The sequence below is a fragment of the Streptomyces ficellus genome (assembly GCF_009739905.1).
Taxonomy (GTDB): domain Bacteria; phylum Actinomycetota; class Actinomycetes; order Streptomycetales; family Streptomycetaceae; genus Streptomyces; species Streptomyces ficellus_A.
Genome location: NZ_CP034279.1, coordinates 7,027,553 through 7,052,291, shown reverse-complemented (window position 1 = coordinate 7,052,291; position 24,739 = coordinate 7,027,553). Strand labels below are relative to the sequence as shown.

Here is a 24,739-nt window from a genome sequence, read left to right as displayed (position 1 = left end):
GCTCGCGGCGGCCGCGGGGCGCGGGGGGCTTCAGTCGATGCAGAACTCGTTGCCCTCGATGTCCAGCATCGGGATGCACGCGTCATTGCCGTCGTACAGGGTCCGCACATGGACGGCGCCGAGCGGGACCAGCCGCGCGCGTTCGGCCTCAAGGGCAGCCAGGCGCTCCTCCCCCACGAGGCCGGTCCCGACCCGCACGTCGAGATGCAGCCGGTTCTTGGCGGCCTTCCCTTCGGGGACGCGCTGGAAGTACAGTCGCGGGCCCACTCCTGAGGGATCCGTGCAAGCGAACCACGCATCCCGCTCCTCGGGCGGAAGCGAGCGCTGATAGTCGTCCCACGTGTCGAACCCCGCCGGTGGTGGCGGTACGACGTATCCCAACACCTCGCACCAGAAACGAGCGAGGCGCTCCGGTTCCGCGCAGTCGAAGGTGACCTGAAACTTCCTGATCGCCGGCACCGGCGCACCCTAGCAGGGGGCTGCCGGTCCGTTCCTCCGGGTTTTCCCTCGCCCGCAGCTCGGCGCCCTCCGGGAGTCGGCAGCGGCGGCGACGGCAGCCGTCACCGGGTCAGGGTCAGGACGACCGACAGCACCGTGGTGGCGGTGAACCAGGCGATCATGACCATGCGCACGGCGGGTGCGCGTTCCCCGGTGATGGGGGCGGCCACCCGGTGGGACCGCGCGGTGGGCGGCTTCTCGTTCGCCTTCCCGCCCGGTTCACCGGAGGGCAGGAGGGCAGCGCAGTGCGGGCAGGGGTCGTCGGCCTCGCGCCACGAGACGGCGTCCAGGACCGCGAAGTGAAAGGGCTGCATGCCCAGGTTCAACGGAAGGACCCGGCGCCGGGCAATGCGAGCGCGGCACGCTGACACCCAATCGCTACCTTGCCTCATGCCAAAGGCATGACCGCGAGCGCCGGCAGAGCGCCGGCAGGCGGAGGTCGGACACCCGTTTTGGTACCGGTCGAGATGAGGCGCCGGTACGCGGGTGACGTGAAAGGCGGGTGGGGCGGGAGAGGGACGTTTCGCACAGGTGCGAGGTGGCAGCGGCGCGGTGAGGACCGCCGCGTACGGCTGATTCCTTGCCCGACCAGAACCGGACACCAGTGGTGGCGGGCCGCGGGAGCCGCGGCCGGCCAGCCGATGCTACTGACCAGTACCGTCCTGTTTTCCGCACCTGCCGCACGTGGTGGCGCTCGCCTGGTTCACGCCATTCATCACCCTCTTCATCGCGCCATTCCGACACCGGTCAGGCCCTATTCGAGGCGTCATTCAAGGCGGCATTCAGGACGTCGTTCGGGACGTCGTTCGTGCGCCATTCATGCGTCATTCGTCCACCGGCGGCACCTCGCGGAACTGCGGGTTCAGCCACCGCCTTTCGGACGGGACAGCCACCCGGCACCGCGAGCGTGGCCGCGGTCGCCGCCCTCGGATCAGGGACGCAGCGTTGACCCTTCAGTAACTTGGCGCTACTTTCGCTACGTTCACCGAAAGGCCCGAACTGTCGTTCGGGTTTGCGCGACCTTGTGCTTCCCGCGGCCTTTGTCATGGCCGGAATCCCCCTCCGGGCAACGCCATCGCACATTCGGAGAATTATGACGTCGGCAGCGCACGTCCTGAATCCGGTCATCGGACTGACCCCCTTCGGCGATCCGGACGCCCGTCTCGCGGCCGCCATCACCCGTGGCGGCGGACTCGGCGTCCTGGACCTCGGAAACGGGGACCGGGCCGCCCGAGCCGCGCTCGGCGATCTGCGGGGGTGGCTCCCCGGTCGGTACGGAGTGCGGATCGGGCCACACTGCCGGTTACGCCCCGAGGACACGGCCGGTCTGCTCGGCGGCCGCGGCGGCCCCCGTACCGTGCTCCTGGGCGCCGGGGCCGCTGTGCGAACCGGTGACCTGCCGCCAGGTGTCCGCGTGCTGGCCGAGGTCACCGGACTGGCGGAGGCCCGGGCCGCCCTGGCCGACGGCGCGCACGGCCTGATCGCCCGGGGCAGCGAGTGCGGCGGCCGGATCGGCGAACTGAGCACCTTCGTACTGCTGCAGCAGCTCCTCGACGTGCTCGGCCCGTTCCCCGACGGGCCGCCGGTGTGGGCCTGCGGGGGCATGGCGCCGGGCACGGCCGCCGCCGCGGTCGTCGGCGGAGCCGCCGGGGTGGTGCTCGACACCCAGCTGGCCCTCCTCGCGGAGTCGGCGCTCCCCGCATCCGTCCGGGCGGTCCTGCGTTCCCTGGACGGCTCGGAGACCACGGTAATGGGCGGCCACCGCTTCCTGCACCGCCCCGGGCCGGGCGGCCCGCCGGTCGCCGAACTGCCTGAGGGCGAGATCGCGGCCCTGCTCGGCGGGCGGGACCCGGACAGCCGGCTGCTGCCCGTCGGGCAGGACGCCTTCCTCGCCGCCGACTTCGCCGACCGGTACGGGGACGCGGCCGGTGCCGTCCGCGCCGTCACCGAAGCCGTCGTGGCCGCGACCGGGGACGGCACCGCCGCCCGCGGCCTGGGTACCGGATCGCCCATGAGCCGGGCGCTCGGCACACCCCTGCCCGTCGCACAGGGCCCGATGACCCGGGTGAGCGACGGGGCCGGCTTCGCCCGCGCGGTCTCCGACGCCGGCGCCCTGCCCTTCCTCGCCCTGGCCCTCGCCGGCCGGGAACAGGCCGACGCCCTGCTCGCCGAGGCGGCGACCGCGCTCGACGGCCGCCCCTGGGGCGTGGGGATCCTCGGCTTCGCGCCGGAGGACACCCGTACGGCACAACTCGACGCGGTACGCGCGCACCGGCCCACGCACGCCGTCATCGCCGGGGGCCGGCCCTCGCAGGCACGGGCGCTCGAGGCGGACGGCATACGGACCTTCCTGCACGTGCCCTCCCCCGGGCTGCTGCGCCAGTACCTCGGGCAGGGCGCGCGCCGGTTCGTGTTCGAAGGTGCCGAATGCGGGGGCCACGTCGGACCCCGCAACAGCTTCCCGCTCTGGGAGGCGCAGACCGGAGTCCTGCTCGACCACCTGAGGGACGATCCCGACGCCGCGCCCCACATCGAGGTGTTCTTCGCGGGCGGCGTGCACGACGCCCGTTCGGCGGCGATGGTCGCCGCCCTGGCCACACCTCTCACCGCCCGCGGGTGCGCGGTCGGCGTGCTGATGGGCACCGCGTATCTGTTCACCCGGGAGGCCGTCGACCACGGCGCGGTACGGCCGCTGTTCCAGCGGCAGGTGCTGGCCGCCGAAGCCACCACACTGCTGCACACCGCTCCCGGGCACGCCACACGATGCGTACCGAGCCCGTTCAGCGACGGTTTCCACGACCTGGCGGCCAACCTGCGGGCGCAGGGCCTCGGCGACCGCGAGGTCTGGGAGCGGCTCGAGCGCCTGAACGTCGGCCGGCTGCGGCTGGCGAGCAAGGGCGTCGAGCGTACGGGACCCGGCGCGCCCGTCCCGGTGGACGAGGAACGGCAGTACGCCGAGGGGATGTTCATGGCCGGGGAGGTGGCGGTGCTGCGCGATGCCACCACCACCGTCGCCGCCCTCCACACGGCCGTCACCGACGAGGCCGCCGCCTTCCTCGACCGGAGGCGCGCCGCCCTGCGCGCCCGGGACGCGTCGCGGGGCGCTGGCGGGGCCGCGGTTCAGGGCGCCGTGGAGGCGGTGTCACACGCCCCCGCGAGGTCGGTGCGGGGCACCGAGCGGGCCGAGGGCGGCGTCCCGGTGGCCGCTCCGCTCGACGTGGCCGTCGTCGGCATGGCCTGCATGTTTCCCCAGGCGCCCGACCTGGCCGCCTACTGGGCGCAGGTGCTGGACGGCCGTGACGCCGTGACCGAAGTGCCCCGGGAGCGGTGGGATCCCGCCGTGCACTGCGCCGCCGGTCCGGACGGCGCCGCTGCGGCCAGCTCGTCCCGGTGGGGCGGGTTCCTGCCACGCATCCCGTTCGACCCGCTGCGCTACGGCATTCCACCGGCGTCTCTGGGCAGCATCGAGCCCGTCCAGCTGCTCGCGCTCGAAGCGTCCCGGCGCGCCCTGGAGGACGCCGGATACGGCGAGTACGGCCGCGCCTTCGACCGTACGCGGACCGGTGTGGTGTTCGGCGCCGAGGCCGGAAGCGACCTGTCCAACGCCTCCACCCTGCGCGCCGTCCTGCCCTCCTACTACGGGCACGTGCCCGCCGGTCTGGACGAGCAACTGCCCCGGCTCACCGAGGACACCTTCCCCGGGCTGCTCGCCAACGTCGTCGCCGGCCGGGTGGCCAACCGTCTCGACCTGCGCGGCCCCAACTACACCGTGGACGCCGCCTGCGCCTCCTCGCTGGCGGCCGTGGACGTGGCCTGCAAGGAACTCGTCCTGGGCACCAGCGACGTCATGCTGTGCGGTGGCGCCGACCTGCACAACGGCATCAATGACTACGCCCTCTTCACCTCCGTGCACGCCCTGTCCCCGACCGGCCGCTCCCGCGCCTTCGACCGGTCCGCCGATGGGATCGCCCTCGGGGAGGGCGTCGCCTGCGTCGTCCTCAAGCGTCTCGCGGACGCCGAGCGGGACGGGGACCGGGTGTACGCGGTCATCAAGGGCGTCGGCGCGTCCAGCGACGGCCGCTCCCTCGGCCTGACCGCGCCACGGCCGGAGGGCCAGCGGGCCGCCCTGGACCGTGCCTACCGGAGCGCCGGCGTCTCCCCCGCCGAGGTCGGTCTGGTGGAGGCGCACGGCACCGGCACCGTGGTCGGCGACCGCACCGAACTGGCGGTCCTCACGGACCTCTTCACCGAGGCGGGTGCCCGCCGCGGGAGCTGTGTGCTCGGATCGGTGAAGTCCCAGATCGGGCACACGAAGTGCGCGGCGGGACTGGCCGGGCTCATCAAGACCGCACTCGCCCTGTACACCGGAGTGCGTCCGCCCACCCTGCACCTCGAGCGGCCGAACTCCGCCTGGCGAAACGGTGACAGCCCCTTCGTCTTCCACCGGGAGGCCCTGCCCTGGACGGCCGCCCCCGAGCGGAGGTACGCGGGGGTCAGCGCCTTCGGCTTCGGCGGCACCAACTTCCACGCCGTGCTGGCCGCCCACGCGGGGGACGGTCCGCCGCCCGCGCACTCCCGGGACGCGTGGCCCGCCGAGCTGTTCCTGTTCCGGGGCGCCGACCCGGCGTCCGCCCGCCGCGCCGCCGCCGGTCTGCTGGACCTGGCCACGGCGGCCGTCGGCGGTGACGCCCCGTGGCGGCTGCGCGACCTGGCCGCGACCGCGTCCCACCGCGCCGCGCGGGCACGCGGGCCCGTCCGGATCGCCTTCGTGGCCACCGACACGGAGGACCTGTGCCGGCGGCTGCGCGCGGCCGTGGAACCGACCGTCGAAGCGGAGGCAGACGGAGGGCCGGGCGCGGGGACGTCCGCGGGGGCGGGCGCGGACAGAGGTACTGGTACGGGTTCGGGTGCGGGGGCCGGCGTGTACCTGGCGGCCGAGGGAGGGGCGGAGCCGGACGGGCGTACCGCGTTCCTCTTCCCCGGTCAGGGCAGCCAGCGGCCCGGGATGTCGGCCCACCTCTTCACCACCTTCCCCGACCTCGGCCGGCTGCTCGCCACCGACGCGGACGACGCGCGGGCCGCCCGGGCCGTCCGGGCGCTGTACCCGCCCGCCGCCTTCGACGACGCCGGCCGCGAGGAGGCGCGGCGGGCCCTCACCGACACACGGGCCGCGCAGCCGGCCCTCGGCATGGTGGAGCTGGCGGCGTACGACGTGCTCACCCGCTGCGGGATACGACCCGACATGGCCGCCGGCCACAGCTACGGCGAGCTGGTCGCCCTGTGCGCCGCGGGTGTCATCGACCCCGGGGACCTGCCGCGGCTGAGTGCCGCCCGCGCCACGGCCATTCTGGACGCCGCCGGTGACGACCCCGGCGCCATGGCGGCGGTGGCCGCCGCGCCGGAGGACGTCGAGCGGGTGCTGGGCGGCCCGCCGCTGCCGGACGGGCTGGTGGTCGCCAATCACAACGCCCCGCGGCAGAGCGTCCTGTCGGGACCGACGCAGGGGGTGGAGACCGCGGTACGCCGGTTGCGGGACGCCGGTCTCGGTGTGAAGCGGCTGCCGGTGGCGTGCGCCTTCCACAGCCCGGTCGTGGCCGCGGCGGGTCCCGACTTCGGCCGGGTCCTGGAGGAACAGCCGCTGTACGAAGCGGAGTTCCCGGTGTGGGCCAACCGTACCGCCCGCCCCTACGCGGCCGGCCCGCAGGAGGTGCGGGAGGAACTCGCCGCGCAGATCGGGGCGCCGGTGCGGTTCGCGGCGCAGATCGAGGCGATGTACGACGCCGGGGCCAGGACCTTCGTCGAGGTCGGGCCCGGAAGGGTGCTGACGCGGCTCGTCGCGGACGTCCTGGGTGAGAGGCCGCACCAGGTCGCCGCGTGCGAACCGCGCGTCGGCAGCGGTCTGGCCGGCCTTCTCGACGCTCTCGCCCGGCTGGCGGTCGCCGGGCTGCCGGTGGTGAACGACTGGATGTTCCGCGGGCGGGACGCCGTCGACATCGACCGCGCCGCCACCCCGCGCACCCGCACGCCCGGCTGGACCGTGGACGGACACCTCGTCCGTACCGCCTCCGGCGAACCGCTGGCCGGCGCCCTCGCGCCCGCCCGACGAGTGGAGGCCCCCGTGACGACACCCCCCGGTGAGGCGCCGTACGGTGCAGCGGCATCCGGTGACGCGTCATCCGGCGCGCCGGACGCGCTGATCGCCGAATTCCTGCGCAGCAGCCGCGAGATGATCGCCGCGCAGCGCGACGTCCTGCTGGCCTACTTCGGCGGCGTGCCGGGCGGGACGGCGTCGTCGCCGGCACCAGCGCCGGCGCAGGCGCAGATGCGGACGCAGGCGCAGATGCGGACTCAGATGCCTGCACAGGTGCCGGCACCTGTCCCGGTGCAGCCATCGATGCCCGTGCCGGAACCGGAGCCGGAACCGGCCGCCGCACACGTTGCCGAGCCCGGGTCCGAGTCGGTGGGCCTCACCGAGGAATCGGTGCTGTCGGCCGTACTTGAGCTGATCAGCGAACGCACCGGCTATCCCCTGGACATGGTCGAGCCGGGGCTCGACCTGGAGGCCGACCTGAGCGTCGACTCGATCAAGCGGGCCGAGATCGCGGGCGAACTGGCGCGCCGGCTCGGCGGTTCGGGCGGCTCCCTGCCGGCGGCGCTGGACGACGCCGAGCTGGAGGAACTGACACGGGCGCGGACGGCGTCGGAGATCGCCCGGTGGCTGGTGACCCGCGCGACGGCCTACGCCCCGCTCGCAGGACCGCCCGAGGAACGGCCCGCCCCATTCGCGGCCCCGGTCCGTACAAGTCCTGCGAGGAACCACGTACCCAGCGGCGCGAGACCCACCGTCGCACCGGACTCGGGAACCGCGTCGCCGGGAGCCGGAACGGAGGCCGACGAGCTGGTTGTGACCGCCCCGAGGCGGTACCGGGTGGTGCGCACCGCGGCGGCGAGCACCGCCGGTGCGGGGGCGGACCTCACCGGCACCCGGTGGGTACTGCTCGGCGACGGTGCCGGGGACCGGCGCGGGACCGCCGCGGAGCTGCGGGCGCTGCTCGCCGTGCGGGGCGCGCAGGTGGTGACGGCCGACGAGGACCTGGCGGGCGTGGCGGAGGGGCGTACGGACGGCGTCGTCGTGCTGGGCGCACTCGGCGAGGACGACGGGCCGCCGTTCCTGCCGGCCGGGTTCCGCGTCGTACGGGATGCCCTGCGGGGTGCCCCGGGTCGTCTGCTGGTCGTCCGGGAGGCGGGGCACGGCGCCAGGGCGGCCGGGACGGACGGGCTGATACGGACCGCCGCCCGCGAGTACCCCGGCGTCGTGGTGCGCTGCGTCGCGCTCGATCCCGGTGGAGCGGACGGGCCGGCCGGAGCGGCGGCCGCGCTGCTGGAGGAACTGCCCACGGACGGCTCCGAGCCCGAGCCCGTCGTGGTGCGCGCGCCCGGCGGACGCTTCGTGCCGCGGCTCGTCGAGGCACCGCTCGGCCCGCTCGCGGGTACCGGCGCGGGCCCGGCCGGCGAGGGCGCCGCGGAGGCGCTGGCCCTGGGGCTGGACCGCGACAGCGTCGTGGTCGTCGCCGGCGGGGCCCGTGGGATCACCGCGCGGTGCGTGACCGTGCTGGCGGCCGCCGCGCGGTGCCGGATCGAGCTCCTCGGCCGTACGCCGCTGCCCACCGGGCCGGAGGACCCGGTGACCGCCGCCGCACGCGACCGCGCCGCACTGCGCCGGGTGCTCGCCGAGACCGGGCGCCACGACTCGCCGGCCGCGGTGGACCGTGCCGCCGACCTGGTACTGGCCCAGCGGGAGGTGAGCGCGACGCTGGAAGCCGTACGGGCGTCCGGCGGCCGGGCCGGGTACCGCGGTACCGACTGCCGCGACGCGGCGGCCGTGCTCCAGGCCGTCAAGGAGATCCACGCCGAGCACGGCCGCGTCGACGGGGTGATCCACGCCGCCGGGGTGATCGAGGACCGGCTGATCGAGGACAAGTCGGAGGCGTCCTTCCGTAGCGTCCACGGCACCAAGACGGAGAGCGCGGCCGCGCTGCTCACGGCGGTGGAGCAGTTGCCGGCGGCCGAACTCCCCTCCTTCGTCGTCCTGTTCGGCAGTGTGGCGGCCGTCCTCGGCAGCCGGGGCCAGGCCGACTACGCGGCGGCCAACGACGCGCTGGAGGCGTACGGCGCCGCCTGGGCGGCCCGCACCGGGCGGCGGGCGCTGACCGTGCACTGGGGGCCGTGGGCGCCCTCGGAGGACCACGGCGGCATGGTCGGCCCGGAGCTGGCCCGCCACTACGCCCGGCGCGGAGTCCGCCTGATCGATCCGGAGGAGGGCGCCCTGGCCCTGTTGCGGGAGCTGGCCTGGGGCGACCCGGCGGAACGTGCCGTCGTCCTGACCGCCTCGGAGTGGTGAGGTGAGCCGTCCCGCGTCGTCACACGGAGGCGGCACCCCCGCCATCCCGTACGGGCCCGGCGCCACCGCCCCCGCGTACGGAGGCGGCACCTCCGCCGGCACGCGCCAGGGCCGCACCGCCGCCGTCCCGGTGGCCATCACCGGCATGGCCGTGCTGCTGCCGGGCGCTCCCGACCTGGCCGCCTACTGGCGCAACCTGTGCGCGGGCGTCGACGTCATCGGTGAGGTCCCGCCCGGACGCTGGGACGCCGCCTACTACCGGCCGGGGAGCGCGGCGGAGCCGGCGGCGGCCGACCGGGTCTACTGCCGGCGGGGCGCGTTCGTCGACGCGGTCGCCGAGGTGGACGTCACCCGCCTGGGCGTGATGCCGCACTCCGTACCCGGTACCGAGCCGGACCAGCTGATCGCGCTCCACGTGGCCGCGAACGCGCTGGCCGACGCGGGGGGCACCGACCGGCTGCCGGACCGCGACCGTACCGGCATCGTGCTCGGGCGGGGCGGGTACCTCACGCCCGGTCTGGCCCGCCTGGACCAACGGGTGCGCACCGCCCGCCAGTTGGTGCACACCCTCGGCGAACTGGTTCCCGGCCTGGATCCGGACCAGCTGGAACGGGTGCGGGCGGCGTTCACCGAACGCCTCGGTCCCGACCGGCCGGAGGACGCCATCGGCCTGGTGCCCAACCTCGTCGCGTCCCGGGTCGCCAACCGTCTCGACCTGCGGGGGCCCGCGTACACGGTGGACGCCGCGTGCGCGTCGTCGCTGCTGGCCGTGGACCAGGCGGTCGCCGAGCTGACCGCCGGCCGGTGTGACCTGATGCTGGCCGGGGGCGTGCACCACTGCCACGACATCACCCTGTGGAGTGTGTTCTCGCAGTTGCGCGCCCTGTCCCCCAGCGAGCGGATCCGTCCCTTCCACCGCGGGGCCGACGGGCTCCTCATCGGTGAGGGCACGGGTGTGGTGGTGCTCAAGCGCCTGGCCGACGCGCAGCGCGACGGCGACCGGGTGTACGCGGTGATCCGCGGCACCGGGATCAGCAGCGACGGCCGTACCTCCAGCCTGGTGAACCCCGACCCGGCCGGGCAGGCACGAGCGGTGCGGGCGGCCTGGCGGGCCGCCGGGCTGGATCCCGCGGCGCCCGGCTCCCTGGGGCTGCTGGAGGCGCACGGTACGGCCACCCCGGCGGGCGACTCCGCCGAACTGGCCACCATACGCGCGGTGTTCGGACCGGCGACGGGTGACGGCGACGCCGGGCGGCCGGAGCACCGGCCCGTGATCGGTTCGGTGAAGTCCATGATCGGGCACGCCATGCCCGCCGCCGGGGTCGCCGGTCTCGTCAAGGCTGCGCTCGCCGTCCACCACGGCGTACTGCTGCCGACGCTGCACTGCGAGGACCCGCATCCGGCGCTGGCCGAGACCCGTTTCCGGCCGCTGGCACGGGCGGCCCCCTGGGAGGCGGCCGGGGCGAACGGGGCGGACGGCGCGCCGCGCCGGGCGGCGGTCAACGCGTTCGGTTTCGGCGGGATCAACGCGCACGTCGTCCTCGAACAGGCCCCGGAACAGGCTCGGGGGCGGGCCGCGCATCGGGCAGTCGTTCAGGAGCCCGAGCGGGTGCTGCTCCTGGCCGCGGCGACGCCCGACGCCCTCGCCGGCCTTCTGGACGCGCATGCGGCGTCAGGAGGAGTGGACGAGCGTCCGGCCGACGCGGACGCCGGGCCGGTACGGCTGGGCGTCGTCGGCCCCACCCCCAAGCGGCTCGCCCTCGCCCGGCGGGCCCTGGCCCAGGGCGAACCCTGGCACGGGCGCGGCGACGTCTGGTTCCGGCCGCGGCCGCTGCTCGGTGCCGGCGCGGCCGAGACCGGCAGGACGGCCTTCCTGTTCCCTGGTCTGGAGGCCGGGTTCGCTCCGCGGGTCGACGACGTCGCCGCCCGGTTCGGCCTGTCGCGCCCGCCTGCCGGACCCGAGACCCACCGCGACCAGGGTCCTGAGGGCCAGGCCGGACCGGGCGGGTTGGCCGGGCCGGGCGGGTTGGGCCGGCACGGGCTCGGTGTCGTCGCCGTCGGCCGACTGATGGACACGGCGCTGCGCCGCATCGGCGTCGTCCCGGACGCGGTCGCCGGACACAGCGTCGGGGAGTGGACGGCGATGGCCGCGGGCGGGCTGTACGAGGAGGAGGCGGTGGACGCGTTCATGGCCGCCCTCGACCCGGAGACCGTCCGGGCGGCCGACCTGGCGTACGCGGCCGTCGGCGCGCCCGCCGGACGGGTGGCCGGGCTGCTGGCCGCGGGGAACCACCCGGATGTGGTCGTCTCGCACGACAACGCGCCCAACCAGTCCATGGTCTGCGGACCGCCCACGGCGGTGGAGCGGTTCGCTGCCGGTTTGCGCGCCGAGGGGATACTGGTACGCACGCTGCCGTTCCGCTCCGGCTTCCACACGCCGATGCTCGCGCCGTGCCTCGGGCCGTTCCGGCAGGCCGCCGAACGGCTGCCGCTGCGCACCCCGCACACCCCCGTCTGGTCCGCCACGACGGGGGCGCCGTATCCGGACGACGAGGCGGGCGTCCGGGAGCTGTTCGTACGCCACCTGCTCGAACCGGTCCGCTTCCGCGGGCTGACCGAGGCGTTGTACGAGGCGGGGTTCCGCGTCTTCGTCCAGGCGGGCCCCGGGCAGCTCGGTTCCCTCGTGGGGGACACGCTGGCCGGGCGGGACCACCTGGTGGTGGCCGCCAACTCCGCGCAGCGCGAGGGACTGGCCCAGCTACGGCGTGCGGCCACCGCCCTGTGGACGGCCGGCGCCCCGACCAGCCCGCGGGCCGTCGAGGCTCCGGACGCGTACGGCGTCGCGACGGCCGACGCGCCCGGCGTGCGGGCAGCCGACACGTCGGGTATCGCGTCCGGCGTCCCAGGGCCCCACACGCCGGGGGCCCCGTTCGCCGACGCGTCCGGGCGTGCCCGGCCTCACGGCACGCGGCCCGGGGCGCGGGCGGGGCGTCCCGTCCGGCTCGACCTGGACGGCGCACTGGTGACCCTGCCGCCGTCGGCCCGTCCGCCCCTGACACCGGTCCCCTCCCCCGCCGCGGTGTCCACCGGGCCGGACGCCATCCGCCTGGCTGCCGACGTCCCTGCGGCCGGTCCGGGTGACTCGCCTCAACCTGCGGGTCCTGGGGGGACGCCCGGCACCGTCCACCGGACCGCTCACGTGTCCGTCGGCACACCTCCGGCCGGCCCCGCGCACCCGGCAGCGGCCACCGGTCCCGTCGCGGCGGAGTTGGCGGCACTGCTGGAGGAGACCGCGCAGGCCGCCGCCACGCTGCTCGCCGCCGCGCGGTCGAGCGTGCCCGTACACCAACCGACAGGAACACCTACGCCGCTCGCCCACGGGCACGACCGGCGCGACGGGCCGGGCCGGATGGCGCTGGTGCCGCCGGGGCCCGAGCCTGCCGCGCCCGCCGCGCGTCCCGGGAACGGGGCGGCGGCGGTCCGGCCGGACGGAGGCCCCACGCGGCACGAGACGGTGCGCGTCGCGGTGGAGGACATGCCGTATCTGCTGGACCACTGCTTCTTTCCGCAGCGGGCGAACTGGCCGGACGTCACGGACCGTTGGCCGGTGGTGCCGGCGACGACGATCGTGGCGCACCTGATGGCGGCGGCGGAACGGGCCGTACCCGGGCAGGTGGCCGTGGCGGTGCACGACGCGTGCTTCGACCGGTGGCTGACCGCGGCCGAGCCGGTGGCCGTCCCGGTCGCCGTCACCCGGTGCGCGCCGGACCGGGTGGCGGTGTCGTTCGGTCCGCACGCGCGCGCGGTGGTGGAGCTGGCCGCCCGCCACCCCGGGGCGCCGCTGCCGCCGGCGCCGCCGGACCCCTCGTCGGAGCGGGTGCCCGACCACACGGCCGAACAGGTCTACCGCGAACGCTGGATGTTCCACGGCCCGGCCTTCCAGGGCATGACCAGCCTCTCCGCGATCGGCGACCGGCACGTGCGCGCGACCCTCACCACTCCGCCCGCTCCCGGCGCGCTGCTGGACAACGTCGGCCAAGTCCTCGGTTACTGGATCATGGCGACCCGCGCCGACAGGACCGTTGTGTTTCCGGTGCGGATGCGGCGGATGCGCTTCTTCGGCCCGCACCCGCGGCCCGGCACGCCGGTGGAGTGCCTGGTGCGGATCGTGTCCCTGACGGACACGGTCCTGGAGGCCGATGCGGTCCTCACCGTGGCCGGCCGGGTGTGGGCGGAACTGTCCGGCTGGCAGGACCGGCGCTTCGACAACGATCCGCACACCCGGCCCGTGGAACGCTTCCCCGAGCGCAACACCCTGTCGGTGACCGGGCCGGGTGGCTGGTCCCTGGTGTTCGAACGCTGGCCCGACCTGGCCTCGCGGGAGCTGATCATGCGCAACGCGCTGGGCGGACCGGAGCGTGCCGCGTACGCCGCCAGGCCGCCGCGCGGCCGCCGGCAGTGGCTGCTGGGCCGGATCGCCGCGAAGGACGCCGTGCGCCGCCTGCTGTGGGACGCCGGGGAGGGGCCGGTCTTCCCGGCCGAACTCATGGTCGTCAACGAGCCGTCGGGACGGCCCGGGGTCACCGGCAGGCACGGCCGTACGCTGCCTCCGCTGGAGGTGTCGCTGGCGCACCGCGCCGAGGCCGGTGTCGCCCTGGTCCGTCCGGCGCGACCGCCGGAGGGGACGGGTGGGGGCGACGCTCGGGCGTACCGGACGGGGCCGGGGATCGACATCGAGGAGATCACCGTGCCGGACGAGGCCACCGTCGCCACCGCGCTCGGCGAGGACGAGCGCTCGCTCCTGGCAGTGTGTCAGGCCGACTCGGGCGAGCCGCCCGAGCTGTGGTTCACCCGTTTCTGGGCGGCCAAGGAGGCCGTCGCCAAGGCGGAGGGCACCGGCTTCGCGGGCCGGCCCAGGGACTTCGCGGTGACGGCGGCGGAGCCGGACCGGCTGACGGTCCGCGTCCAGCGGCCGCGCACACCGGACGTGCCGGACGTACATGACGTTCCGGACGCGGCGCACGCGGCATACGCAGCGCACGCGACGGACGCACCGGCTCGGGTGTACCAGGTCCGTTGCGCAGAGGTCGCCAATCCGCCGGGACTGCCACCGCGCGCGTACGTGGTGGCGTGGACGACCGGCCCGGATCCGGAACCGCCGGGCCCGGGCACCGACCATGACGAGGGGGACGAGTCGTGACGACCAGCCGGCCCGGCGTGTCCGAGGGCGCCGACGAGGCGGAGGTGCTCGCGGAACTCACCGACATGATCCAGCAGGTGCTGGGGGGATACGCGTTGCAGGAGGGCGAGGTCACGATGAGGACCCGCTTCGGCAGGGACCTCGAACTGGAGAGCATCGACCTGGTCACGCTCGCCGGGCTGCTGGAGGAGCGCTACGGCCGGGCGGTCAACTTCGCCGAGTTCGTGGCGGACATGGAGCTGGAGGAGATCATCGAGCTGGACGTGGGCCGGCTGGTCGAGCACATCTGCCTCTGCCTCAAGGCCCCGGACGCGGCGCGGCCCCGATGACCGTCGTGGACACCGGCCGCGTCCGGCTGCACGTGCAGCGCCTCTCGCCCGCGGACGGCGGTCCGGCACGGGCCACCGTGGTGCTGGTCCACGGCCTGCTCACCGACAGCCTGGCGAGCTACTACTTCACCGTTGCCCCGGCCTTCGCGGCCGCCGGGCTGGACGTGGTCATGTACGACCACCGGGGACACGGCCGCAGCGCACGTCCCGCGTCCGGATACGGGCTCGACGCCTTCACCGACGACCTGGACGCCCTGCTCACCGCGCTCGACGTCCCCGGGCCGGTCCATCTGGTGGGCAACTCCTACGGCGGGACGGTCGCCTTCGCGTACGCCCTGCGGCGCCCGGACGCGGTGGCGAGCCTGGTGGTCGTCGAGTCGGAGCCCGCCACGGCCGCGTGGGCGGCCAAACTGGCCCGGCTGCTGGAGCGGGTCCACCATGAGATGAGCCGCGACGAGAGCGCCGCGCTGGACTGGATCGCCGCTCACCAGGGTGACCACACCGCCCGCCTGGCCAAGTCCGCCGGGCGGCTGGTCAGGGACACCACCATCGCCCGGGACATCCCGGCCAGTCCGGTGCTCGACGACGCGCAGATCCGCGCCATCCGCTGTCCCGTCCTCGCGCTGTACGGGGCCGAGTCGGACCTCGCCGAACAGGCGCCCCGGCTGCGCGCGCTGCTGCCGCGCTGCACCACCGAGGTGGTGCCGGGCCTGCGGCACTCGGTGCTGGTGGAGGCGCCCGGACGCGTACGGGACGCGGTGCTCGACTGGGTCGGCCGGCACGTCCCGCCGGGAACGCGGCGCGCGGAGCAGCCGGCACCGACCGTGTCCGGCTGCCTGACCGGGCCGGAGGTGGGCTCGCGGTGAGTTCCTTCCTGTTCGTGGTGCCGCCACTGGTCGGGCACATCAACCCGCTCGTCGGGGTGGCGTCCGCGCTCACCTCCCGTGGCCACCGGGTGGCCTGGGCGGGTGAACCCGCGCTCGTCCGCCGTCTGGCCGGGCCGGACGCGACGGTCCATCCGTGCGGGTCGGGAGGACCGGGAGGACCCGAAGACTCGGGTCAGCCGGTCGGCCCGGAGTCGGCGCCGGCGCCGGAGGCCGTGCGGTCGCCGGACCTGCGCGGTCCAGAGGCGCTGCGCTTCCTGTGGGAGCGTTTCCTGGTCCCGCTCGCCGAGGCGATGGCGCCCGGGGTGCGGCGGGCGGTCGACGCCCTGCGGCCGGACGTGGTCGTCGCCGACCAGCAGGCCCTCGCCGGAGCGCTGGTGGCCGAGGCTTCGGGCCTGCCGTGGGCCACGTCGGCGACGACCTCGGCGGAGTTCGCGGACGCGCTCGCCTCGATGCCACGGGTCGCAGCCTGGAACGACAGGCTGCTGCGCGACCTCCGCGACCGCATCGGGCGCCCGGGCGGCACCGGCGACCCCCGGTTCTCCCCGCACCTCGTGCTCGCGTTCACCACGCCCGAACTGGCCGGGCCTGCCGCACGCGGGGGCGACCGGATCCGCTGGGTCGGCCCTTCGCTGGCCGCCCGGCCGCGCCTCGCCGCGTTCCCCTGGCACCGGCTGGACCCGGGCCGGTCCCTGGTGCTGGTGACGCTCGGGACCGCGAACGCCGACGCGGGGAGGCGGTTCCTCGTGGAGGCGGCGCACGCCGTACGGGCCCGGGCCGGGCGGGTACAGGCCGTGGTGGCCGACCCGGAGGGCGCGCTCGGCGGCGGGCGTACGGACGATTCGGACGACGTCATCGCGGTGCCCCTCCTCCCGCAGCTCGACCTGCTGGAGCGCGCCGCTGCGGTGGTGTGCCACGCGGGTCACAACACGGTGTGCGAGGCGCTGTGGCACGGCGTACCCCTGGTCGTGGCGCCGATCCGGGACGATCAGCCGGTGATAGCCGCACAAGTGGCGGACGCCGGGGCGGGGGTGCGGATCCGCTTCGGGCGGGCCACCGCCCCCGTCATCGGCAAGGCGCTGGACACCGTACTGGACGAGCCGTACGTCCGGGCGGCCGCCGCGAAGGTCTCCGCGGCCTTCCGTGCGGCGGGGGGCGCGAGCGCCGCGGCGGACCATCTCGAACGGCTGGCACGGCAGGAGGACCAGGTATGAGCACCGCACCGCGCGCAAACCTCGGCGGATCCGGTGACCCGGCGGAGTCTCCCGCCACGGGGCGACCGGAGCCGGCGGGGCGGACGGGGCGGGCGAGACGCCGGGAGCGTGCCGCGCGGATGGCCGTGCTGCGCGCGGCGTACCAGCGGGAACTCGCGGACGGCACCGGTGTCTTCTTCGAGGCCCGGCAGCACCGGTGTCCCTGGTGCGGCTCGGCGCGGCTCGGCGGCTGGCTGCGCACCACCGACCTCCTGCAGCACAAGCCGGGTGAGTTCGCGCTGGACCGCTGCCACGACTGCGGACACGTCTTCCAGAACCCCCGGCTCAGCGAGCGCGGACTCGCCTTCTACTACCGGGACTTCTACGACGGTCTGGGCGAGGAGCGCCTGGGCGGGGTGTTCGCCGGTCGTACCGCGTCCTACCGGCGCCGGGCGGAGTCGGTACGCCCCCACCTGGCCGGCCCGACCGGGCCGGCGGAGTGGCTCGACGTGGGCACGGGGCACGGGCACTTCTGCGCGAGCGCCGGCAGGACACTGCCCGGCGTGGTCTTCGACGGCCTCGACCGCTCCGACGGCGCCCAACTCGCCCAGCGGGCGGGGCGGGTGCGTCATGGGCACCGCGGGACGTTCACGGACCTGGCGGTGCGCCGGCCCGGGTCGTACGACGTGGTGAGCATGTTCCACTACCTGGAGCACGCGACCGACCCGCAGGAGGAGCTGGACGCGGCGTACGCGGTGCTGCGGCCAGGAGGTCTGCTGGTGATCGACGTGCCGGACCCGGAGAGCCGCTACGCCCGGATGCTGGGCCGCTGGTGGCTCCCCTGGCTCCAGCCGCAGCACCTGCACATGGCCCCGGTGGCCAACATGAGCCGCCGGCTGGCCGAGAAGGGTTTCACGGTCCTGGCGGAGGAGCACGCCGAGGCGCACGACGCGGTGGACCTGGTCGCGGCGGCCTGGCTCGCCCTGGACGCCCTGGCACCCCGCGAGGACCTGCCCTGGCTCCCGGAACCGCCCGGAGCGGCGCACCGCGCGATGCGCAGCGCCACTCTGCTGGCCGGAGTTCCTCTGCTGCTGGCCGCCACCCTCCTGGACCGGGTGGTGGCCGGACCACTCACCGGCCGGCTGGGGCTGGCCAACGCCTACCGTCTGATCGCACGCCGGGAGGCGCCCGGAGCGGACCGGCCGTCGTACACCGTGCCAGGGTACGGGTGACGAACGTACGGGCTCCCTGACGGGTTGTCAGGAGGCTCACGCGCTCCGCCGGACGACGGTCACCTGCTCCCGGACCAGGCCGCCTGGCTCGCGGTCTGACAACCGGGGACCCGGGCGCCGGCGCGTGTCGCCCCGGCGCCTGTTGCCGAACCGGCAACAGGAGTGGTGCTCCGGGACGTGCTGGGCGACGGTGGGCGCATGAGCGACGACATCTTCGCGGAAGCGCCCGCGTCAGACGCCCCCTCCGCCCCAACAGCCTCCTCCACCCCCTCAACCCCTTCCGCACCCTCCACAGTCGACGGATACGCCGGTGATCCGGCGGTGCGGGAGGAGTGGGACAAGCGCTACGCCGACCGGCAGCAGTTGTGGAGCGGCCAACCCAACGGGGCACTCGTGGCCGAGGTCGCGGGGCTGGCCCCTGGGCGCGCCCTCGACGTCGGGTGCGGTGAGGGCGCGGACGCCGTCTGGCTCGCGCGCGAAGGCTGGGACGTCACCGCGCTCGAGGTGTCGGGCGTGGCGCTGGAGCGGGCGGCGGGGCATGCGCGGGACGCCGGTGTCGCCGTGCGCTGGGTGCACGCCGCGCTGACGGACGCGGCGCTCACGCCGGCCTCCTTCGACCTGGTTTCCGCGCAGTACCCCGCTTTGCTGCGCACCTCCGACGCCGTGGCCGAGCGAGCGCTGCTCGCGGCCGTCGCGCCCGGCGGAGTACTGCTGGTGGTGCATCACGCGGACGTGGACGCCGAACAGGCCCGGGAGAGCGGCTTCGACCCGGCCGACTACGTGTGGCCCTCGACGGTCGTCGCCCTGCTCGACGACGCGTGGGTGGTGGAGGTGGACGAGCAACGGCCACGTCCGGCACCCGACGGCGGCGCCGGTGCCCACCACACCGACGACGTGGTGCTGCGCGCGCGCCGGGTGCGCTGAGACCCGCGCCCAGGACGTCACGGCCGGGTCGGTGGGGTGCGCCGGGTGAGGGGGCGGGGGCGTGGCACGGCGCGCAGGAGGGTGTGGAGCAGGGCGTCGACGGTGTCGCGGGGCGGCTCGTCGGCCACATGGGTGAGGAGGCGGGCGAGGGTCCGCAGCAGGGGCGGTGACGCCATCACCCGGGGGTGGAGGATCGGGCGGTAGCCGTACCGGCCCAGGATGAGGTCGCCGGCGAGGTTGCCCAGGCGGTAGTAGCGCCCCCAGCGCCGGTTGATCTCGGCCGGGTACTGCCGCAGGGCGTGTTCCCGTCCGGTACCGGAGGGCCGTGCGAGTGCCAGGGCGATGGTTTCGGCGGCGGCTTCGGCGGCTTCCAGGGCCTGGCCGATCCCCTCGCCGCTCCAGGGGCTGACCATGCCGGCGCTGTCCCCGACGAGGAGCAGGCCGCGGTGGTACTGCGGGTGCCGGTTGAACCCCATCGGCAGGGCGGCGCTGCGCAGGGGACAGGTCGCGGTCTCCTCCCCCACGCCCCAGTCCTGCGGGAGGCGGGTCAGCCACTGGTCCATGGTCGCCCGCAGGTCCACCGCGCCACGGCTGCGGTGCGGCATGGCGCCGAGCCCGACATTGATCCGGCCGTCGCCGAGCGGGAAGACCCACCCGTAGCCGGGCAGGTCGCGGCCGGTCCTGCTGCACAGGAGGTCGGCCCACAGCTCGAGGTACGGGTCCTGGGAGCGGGCCTCGCTCCGGTAGTAGCGCCGGGCGGCGGTGGCGACGGTGCGGGTGGGGTCCCGTTCCAGTCCCATCAGGACGGCGGTACGGGCGGAGGCGCCGTCCGCGGCGACCACCAGGGGCGCCCGGTACCGGACGGGCCGCTTCTCGGGTCCTGCCACACCCGTCACACCGGTGATCCGGCCGGCCCGGTCGGTCAGCGGAGCCGTCACCCTCACCCCGGTGTGCAGCCGCGCCCCGGCGCCGACGGCGTGAGCGGCGAGGAGGTCGTCGAAGTCGTGGCGGCTGCGGGTGAGCCCGAAGTCGGGGTGGCTGCCCAGGCGGGGCCAGTCGATCTCGACCTGCCGGCCCGAGCACACCCAGCGCATCCCCCGATTGCGCGTCCACCCGGGGGCGTTGACGTCGATACCCATACGGATCAGCTGGTGCACGCCGCGCGGTGTCAGCCCGTCCCCGCACACCTTGTCCCGGGGGAAGCCGCTCTTCTCCAGCAGCACGACCTCCACGCCCGCCCGGGCCAGGTGCAGCGCGGCGGCGGACCCGGCGGGACCGGCGCCGACCACCAGGACCTGCGCCTCCCCTCCGTCCTGGTGGGTGTCCCCGGGGCTGCTCGGGCCGTCGGCCGCGCCCATGCCTTCATCGTCGCTCTGTGTGCTCACCCGACCACTATGCCCGTGCGGCCGGGCCGGGTACTCGCCGACGCAGCGGTCGGGTGAGGTGTCCGCCCCTGAGCGGATCCAAGATCGATTGTCAGTGGTGGGTGAGAGGCTGGAAGCATCCAATCGGAAAGAGGGGGAAATCCGTCATGTCCGCTGTCCAGAATTACATCAACCACGTTGCCCTGGTGCTGGATGCCAGCTCGTCCATGTCGCACCTGAGCCGCAAGGTGGTCGAGGTCGCCGACCAGCAGATCGCCTATCTGGCCCGCCGGTCGAGGGAGCTGGACCAGGAGACCCGCGTGACGGTGTACGTCTTCGCGGACACGGTGGAGTGCGTCATCTACGACAAGGACGTGCTGCGGATGCCGTCCCTGAAGCAGTTGTACCGGGCCGGCGGGATGACGGCCCTGCTGGCGGCCGCGCTGAAGTCGCAGCGGGAGCTGGCGCAGACGGCGCAACTGTACGGTGACCACAGCTTCCTGACGTTCATACTCACGGACGGTCAGGAGAACGCGAGTCACCGCTGCCCCGACGCCTCCCGCCGCAGCCCGCGTGAACTGGTCGCGGCCGTGGCCGAGATGATCGACACACAGAAGGACAACTGGACGCTGGCCGTTCTCGTGCCGGACCAGATGGGCAAGCGCGAAGCCACGCAGTACGGCTTCCCGAAGGAGAACATCGCCATCTGGGACGCCACCAGCACACAGGGCCTCGAAGAGGCCGGGCAGGTCATCCAGCAGGCCACCGAGAAGTTCATGGTCGGCCGCACCCAGGGCATCCGTGGCTCGCGGGCCGTGTTCTCCACCGGCGCGGAAGCGGTGAACAAGGACACCGTCGCCGCGGCCGGCCTCACCCCCGTGGAACCGTCGCAGTACCACCTGATCCCGGTGACCCGGGCGGCCGCGATCCGCGAATGGGTCACCGAGTCCGGCCACACCTACCGCACGGGCGGCGCCTTCTACCAGCTCAGCAAGCTGGAGAAGATCCAGGCACAGAAGCAGATCGCGGTCCTGGAGAAGGCGACCGACCGTGTCTTCACGGGACCCGAGGCCCGGGCCCTGCTCGGCCTGCCGGACGTGGAGGTGCGCATCAAGCCCGACCACAACGACGACTACACCATCTTCGTGCAGAGCACGAGTGTGAACCGCAAGCTCGTGCCGAACACCCGTCTGCTGCTGATGAACTGACGGCTCCACAGCACGTCGTGGGCGGCCTCCTCACACGGTGGGCGCCGCCCGCCCCGTAGGCATCTCCCGGCGGTCCCGGCTCCGCGCGGCCCGGGCCGCCGACCCCTGGCAGACGCACTGCCCCGGCGCGCGTACGGCGCCGGCGCGCGCACGGCGGCGAACCGGCCTGGCCGGCCGGCGGGCTGACGGAAGCGCGCGCCGGGCCCGGCTTCGCGCAGGGGCAGGGCTCGCCCCGGGTGCGCCGGGTCAGCCCGTTCCGCCGCTGCGGACCTCTTCCAGCGACGCGCGCATGATGTCGGTCGCGCGGGTGAGCCAGTCGGACAACACCGCCACCTCCTCCGCGGAGTAGTCGGCGAACAGCTCCGCGATCCGGCGGTAGTTGCCCTCGTAGACCTCGTACACACGGGCGGCGGCGGATACGTCGGCGACGACGCGCACGCGGCGACGGTCGCCCGGGTCGCTCTGCCGGTGGGCGTACCCCGCCCGCTCCAGACGGTTGATGACGCCCGTGACCGCCCCGGTCGTCAGCTTCGCCCGCTGGGCCAGGTCTCCGGCGCTGATCGGTTCGCCCAGGTTCTCCGCCTCCAGGATGAAACCGAGGCAGGTGACGTCGGTGACGTTCAGCCCCAGCCTCTGTGCGACGTCGTGCTGGGCGATGATCCCGAGCGCGATCAGGTGATCCATCTGGGCGTGGGCCTGTTCCGCCGTGGCGGGGGGCCGTACCTTGCCGTCCACCGGACTTTTCCTTACTCTCTAAGTAACTTAGTTCGCGAGATAAAGTTCTCTACCGACGCGGGGAGCCTATCTCCAGCCACGGGAAGGTACCGCCATGAGCGCACACGGAGACGTCGATCTGGGGCACACCGTCGCCGGCTGGACCGGTACGGCGCTGGGGCTGCTGGGCCTGTGCGTCACGGGGCTCGCGGTGATCACCGTGTCGCCGCCCCTGGCGCTCGCCGGAGCCGGGATCGTCGCCGCTGCCGCCGCTGTGACCTGGGCGCTGCACCTGCTCGGCTGGGGCAAGCCGAGCGGTCCGCGCCCGCGTGAGGAGTGGTCCTGGAAGGTCCGCGACCGTGCGGTGAGGCATGGGCACCCGGACTGTCTCGGTTGCCGTATGGCGGGCCGGCGCCCCATGGCGGCCGCCGCCCCCGAACCGGCTGCGCTCCCCCACCCGGCCACGGCGCCGGAGGTGGTCGCCGCGCGATGAGCCGTGGGACGGGCGAGCCGCGGCCCGCCGCCCGGCACGTCCACACGCCCTCGGTACGTCAACGGGCGCGGCGGATACGGATCGGGCCCCGGGCCTTCGCCGGCTCGACCGGGTGACCGCCCTGGGTGATCTCCACCTCCCCGGCCGCCACCAGCCGCCGCGCGGCGCGACGGGCCGGCTCCATGAGCGCGCGCCAGCCGTCCCCCTCCCCCGAGTACACCGCCCGGGCGGCGTCGGAGGGGCAGATCGTCGCGGTGGGGGCCCGGCGCTCCAGCAGCTCCAGAATGGCTCTCTCCAGGAGCCGGTCCATCCGCTGTTCGCTGTCCGTCACCCCACCAGTATTGCCCCGCGCGCGGGCCACGGGCGGGGCGCGGCGTGCGGGCAGCGACGTGCGCGGACGGTTCCGTACCCTGGCTGCATGCGCATGCGCCCCACCTTGAGCTGGACCCCGGCCGAGGACTGGCCGCCGGGCACCACGGACCCGCGGCCGGTTGCCGACGCGCTGAGCGCCGGTGGTGTGCTGGTGCTGAGCGGGGCGGGCCTCTCCACCGAGTCCGGCATCCCCGACTACCGGGGCGAGGGCGGGAGCCTGAGCCGACACACCCCCATGACCTACCAGGACTTCACGGGCGGCGCCCGGGCCCGGCGCCGGTACTGGGCGCGCAGCCACCTCGGCTGGCGCACCTTCGGCCGCGCCCGGCCGAACGCAGGGCACCGGGCCGTGGCCGCGTTCGAGCGGCACGGTCTGCTCGCCGGCGTGATCACACAGAACGTCGACGGGTTGCACCAGGCCGCGGGCAGCGCGAGCGTCGTCGAGCTCCACGGGAGTCTGGACCGGGTCGTGTGCCTCTCCTGCGGCACGTTCGGTTCGCGCCGGGAGCTGGCCCTTCGTCTGGAGGAGGCCAACGCGGGCTTCGCGCCGGTGGCCGCCGGAATCAATCCGGACGGCGACGCCGATCTCACCGACGACCAGGTCGGGGACTTCCGTGTGGTGCCCTGCGCCGTCTGCGGCGGCATCCTCAAACCGGACGTGGTGTTCTTCGGCGAGGCCGTTCCACCGCACCGGATCGATCACTGCCGGAGTCTGGTGCGCGAGGCGTCCTCGCTGCTGGTCCTGGGATCCTCGCTCACGGTGATGTCGGGCCTGCGATTCGTCCGGCAGGCGGCCGAGGCCGGGAAGCCGGTGCTGATCGTCAACCGGGATCCGACGCGGGGCGACCAGCACGCCCTGACCCGGGTCGCGCTCCCGCTGGGCGCGACCCTCACCACGGTGGCGGAGCGACTCGGCGTGCCCGTCGACGACGGGACGCCGCGGACCGGCTGACGCCGTCATGCGTGCACCGGCCGTCTGCCGCACACCGCCGCTCCGGTTCCGGCCGACCAGCCGGTCAGCCGGTCAGCCGGTCAGAGCTGATCAGACAGCCAGGAGCCGGACGCCCCGCCGGCCAGGCACCCCGCCGGCCAGGCACTCAGGCACGGCAGCGCAGCATCTCCAAGGGCGGGTTCGCGAGGAGGTCCGCCCAGAAGTCCTCGCCGAACTCCTGGATCCCGGCTTCGGACACCTCCAGGGGCACCCACTCCACCTCGCTGAAGCCGGCCGCCCGCAGGCACTTCTCGTAGACCTCCCGGCGCGGGGCCGAGGTGACGATGGTGACCGGCCGGGGATCGAGGAGGGCCGTGACGCGCACCTGCGGTCCGGTCTCCAGCTCCTCACCGGTCGGCTCGCAGCGGAACCCGTACCGTTCCAGGGTCGCGCTGTCGAACCGGTAGTCGGGCTTCTGGGCGAGCACGAAGAACCGTCCACCCGGCAGCAGGTTCCGGTGGATGTTGCGGCACATCCTCTCCATGGCCGCGACGTCCTCGGCGTAGTTGAGGCACTGCACGCCCAGCGCGATGTCGAAGCGCCGGTCCAGGGCCCGCAGTTCGGTCACGTCGCCGACCTCGTAGCGCACACCGAGCGGATCGCGCCGCTCGCGGTCGCGCGCGGCGGCGATCATCTCGACCGAGATGTCGACCCCGAAGACCTCGTCTGCGCCCCGCCGCTTGAACTCCCTGCTGTAGAAGCCGGTGCCGCAAGCCAGATCGAGGACCGACTTTCCGCTCACGTCCCCGACCATGCCGAGGAGGCTCGGCACCTCCCCATGAAGCATCAGCGGCAAGGACTTGAATCCCTCGAAGGCCTCGCCGATCTTGTCGTACTGCTGCACGCTCACGTGCCGTCCCCTCGTTTTCCTCGTCCTGTGAGCGACCGCGCCCGAGCCCTTCGGTCGCCAGAGGGCGCGTGTCGCGGCCGTGACGC

16 protein-coding genes are annotated in these 24,739 nt (G+C 74.7%); 10 read left to right on the top strand and 6 right to left on the bottom strand.

Features of this window, described 5'->3' with window-relative positions:
- Window positions 1–30: 30 nt before the first annotated feature.
- On the bottom strand, window positions 31–459 hold the full coding sequence (locus EIZ62_RS31680) for a VOC family protein (RefSeq protein WP_156696090.1): 429 nt from the start codon (window positions 457–459) through the stop codon (window positions 31–33).
- Window positions 460–560: 101 nt separating this feature from the next.
- The gene (locus tag EIZ62_RS31675) at window positions 561–812 is read right to left on the bottom strand and encodes a hypothetical protein (RefSeq protein WP_156696089.1); all 252 of its coding nucleotides are present in this window, start codon (window positions 810–812) and stop codon (window positions 561–563) included.
- Window positions 813–1,591: 779 nt separating this feature from the next.
- Between EIZ62_RS31675 and EIZ62_RS31670 the strand changes: the two genes are divergently transcribed.
- The 7 genes from EIZ62_RS31670 to EIZ62_RS31640 all read left to right on the top strand — a co-directional run bounded on the left by EIZ62_RS31670 (window position 1,592) and on the right by EIZ62_RS31640 (window position 18,661).
- Window positions 1,592–8,899 carry a type I polyketide synthase gene (locus EIZ62_RS31670; protein ID WP_156696088.1) on the top strand — a complete coding sequence of 2,436 codons (7,308 nt, stop codon included), beginning with the start codon at window positions 1,592–1,594 and terminating at the stop codon, window positions 8,897–8,899.
- Window positions 8,900–9,044: 145 nt separating this feature from the next.
- On the top strand, window positions 9,045–14,099 hold the full coding sequence (locus EIZ62_RS31665; protein WP_156696709.1) for a type I polyketide synthase: 5,055 nt from the start codon (window positions 9,045–9,047) through the stop codon (window positions 14,097–14,099).
- Complete coding sequence (locus tag EIZ62_RS31660; RefSeq protein ID WP_156696087.1) at window positions 14,096–14,428, top strand: acyl carrier protein; 333 nt, start codon at window positions 14,096–14,098, stop codon at window positions 14,426–14,428. Before EIZ62_RS31665 ends, EIZ62_RS31660 begins: the two co-directional genes overlap by 4 nt.
- On the top strand, window positions 14,425–15,294 hold the full coding sequence (locus tag EIZ62_RS31655) for an alpha/beta fold hydrolase (RefSeq protein ID WP_156696086.1): 870 nt from the start codon (window positions 14,425–14,427) through the stop codon (window positions 15,292–15,294). Before EIZ62_RS31660 ends, EIZ62_RS31655 begins: the two co-directional genes overlap by 4 nt.
- Window positions 15,291–16,526 (top strand): glycosyltransferase, encoded by a 1,236-nt coding sequence (locus tag EIZ62_RS31650; RefSeq protein WP_156696085.1) that lies wholly within the window; start codon window positions 15,291–15,293, stop codon window positions 16,524–16,526. The genes EIZ62_RS31655 and EIZ62_RS31650 overlap by 4 nt, the downstream gene beginning before the upstream one ends.
- 119 nt (window positions 16,527–16,645) lie before the next feature.
- Window positions 16,646–17,737, top strand: a complete 1,092-nt coding sequence (locus EIZ62_RS31645) for a class I SAM-dependent methyltransferase (RefSeq protein WP_156696708.1) — start codon at window positions 16,646–16,648, stop codon at window positions 17,735–17,737.
- Between the two features lie 198 nt (window positions 17,738–17,935).
- A complete protein-coding gene (locus EIZ62_RS31640) occupies window positions 17,936–18,661 on the top strand; it encodes a class I SAM-dependent methyltransferase (RefSeq protein WP_156696084.1) in 726 nt (241 codons plus the stop codon).
- A gap of 17 nt (window positions 18,662–18,678) precedes the next feature.
- On the opposite strand, the gene EIZ62_RS31635 is transcribed toward EIZ62_RS31640, so the two are convergent.
- Entirely contained in the window at window positions 18,679–20,019 is a 1,341-nt protein-coding gene (locus EIZ62_RS31635) for a geranylgeranyl reductase family protein (protein WP_156696707.1), read from the bottom strand.
- A gap of 173 nt (window positions 20,020–20,192) precedes the next feature.
- Between EIZ62_RS31635 and EIZ62_RS31630 the strand changes: the two genes are divergently transcribed.
- Window positions 20,193–21,233, top strand: coding sequence for a vWA domain-containing protein (locus tag EIZ62_RS31630; RefSeq protein WP_156696083.1), 1,041 nt, complete (start codon window positions 20,193–20,195; stop codon window positions 21,231–21,233).
- Window positions 21,234–21,479: 246 nt separating this feature from the next.
- Here EIZ62_RS31630 and EIZ62_RS31625 read toward each other — a convergent pair whose 3' ends face one another.
- On the bottom strand, window positions 21,480–21,968 hold the full coding sequence (locus EIZ62_RS31625; protein ID WP_156696082.1) for a MarR family transcriptional regulator: 489 nt from the start codon (window positions 21,966–21,968) through the stop codon (window positions 21,480–21,482).
- A gap of 94 nt (window positions 21,969–22,062) precedes the next feature.
- Between EIZ62_RS31625 and EIZ62_RS31620 the strand changes: the two genes are divergently transcribed.
- The gene (locus EIZ62_RS31620; RefSeq protein WP_156696081.1) at window positions 22,063–22,440 is read left to right on the top strand and encodes an HGxxPAAW family protein; all 378 of its coding nucleotides are present in this window, start codon (window positions 22,063–22,065) and stop codon (window positions 22,438–22,440) included.
- Window positions 22,441–22,498: 58 nt separating this feature from the next.
- On the opposite strand, the gene EIZ62_RS31615 is transcribed toward EIZ62_RS31620, so the two are convergent.
- A complete protein-coding gene (locus tag EIZ62_RS31615) occupies window positions 22,499–22,750 on the bottom strand; it encodes a DUF3253 domain-containing protein (protein WP_425281890.1) in 252 nt (83 codons plus the stop codon).
- A gap of 108 nt (window positions 22,751–22,858) precedes the next feature.
- On the opposite strand from EIZ62_RS31615, the gene EIZ62_RS31610 reads away from it, so the two are divergent.
- Window positions 22,859–23,764 carry an NAD-dependent protein deacetylase gene (locus tag EIZ62_RS31610; protein WP_156696079.1) on the top strand — a complete coding sequence of 302 codons (906 nt, stop codon included), beginning with the start codon at window positions 22,859–22,861 and terminating at the stop codon, window positions 23,762–23,764.
- Between the two features lie 145 nt (window positions 23,765–23,909).
- Here the strand turns inward: EIZ62_RS31610 and EIZ62_RS31605 are convergent, their stop codons facing one another.
- The gene (locus EIZ62_RS31605) at window positions 23,910–24,653 is read right to left on the bottom strand and encodes a class I SAM-dependent methyltransferase (RefSeq protein ID WP_156696078.1); all 744 of its coding nucleotides are present in this window, start codon (window positions 24,651–24,653) and stop codon (window positions 23,910–23,912) included.
- Window positions 24,654–24,739: the final 86 nt, after the last annotated feature.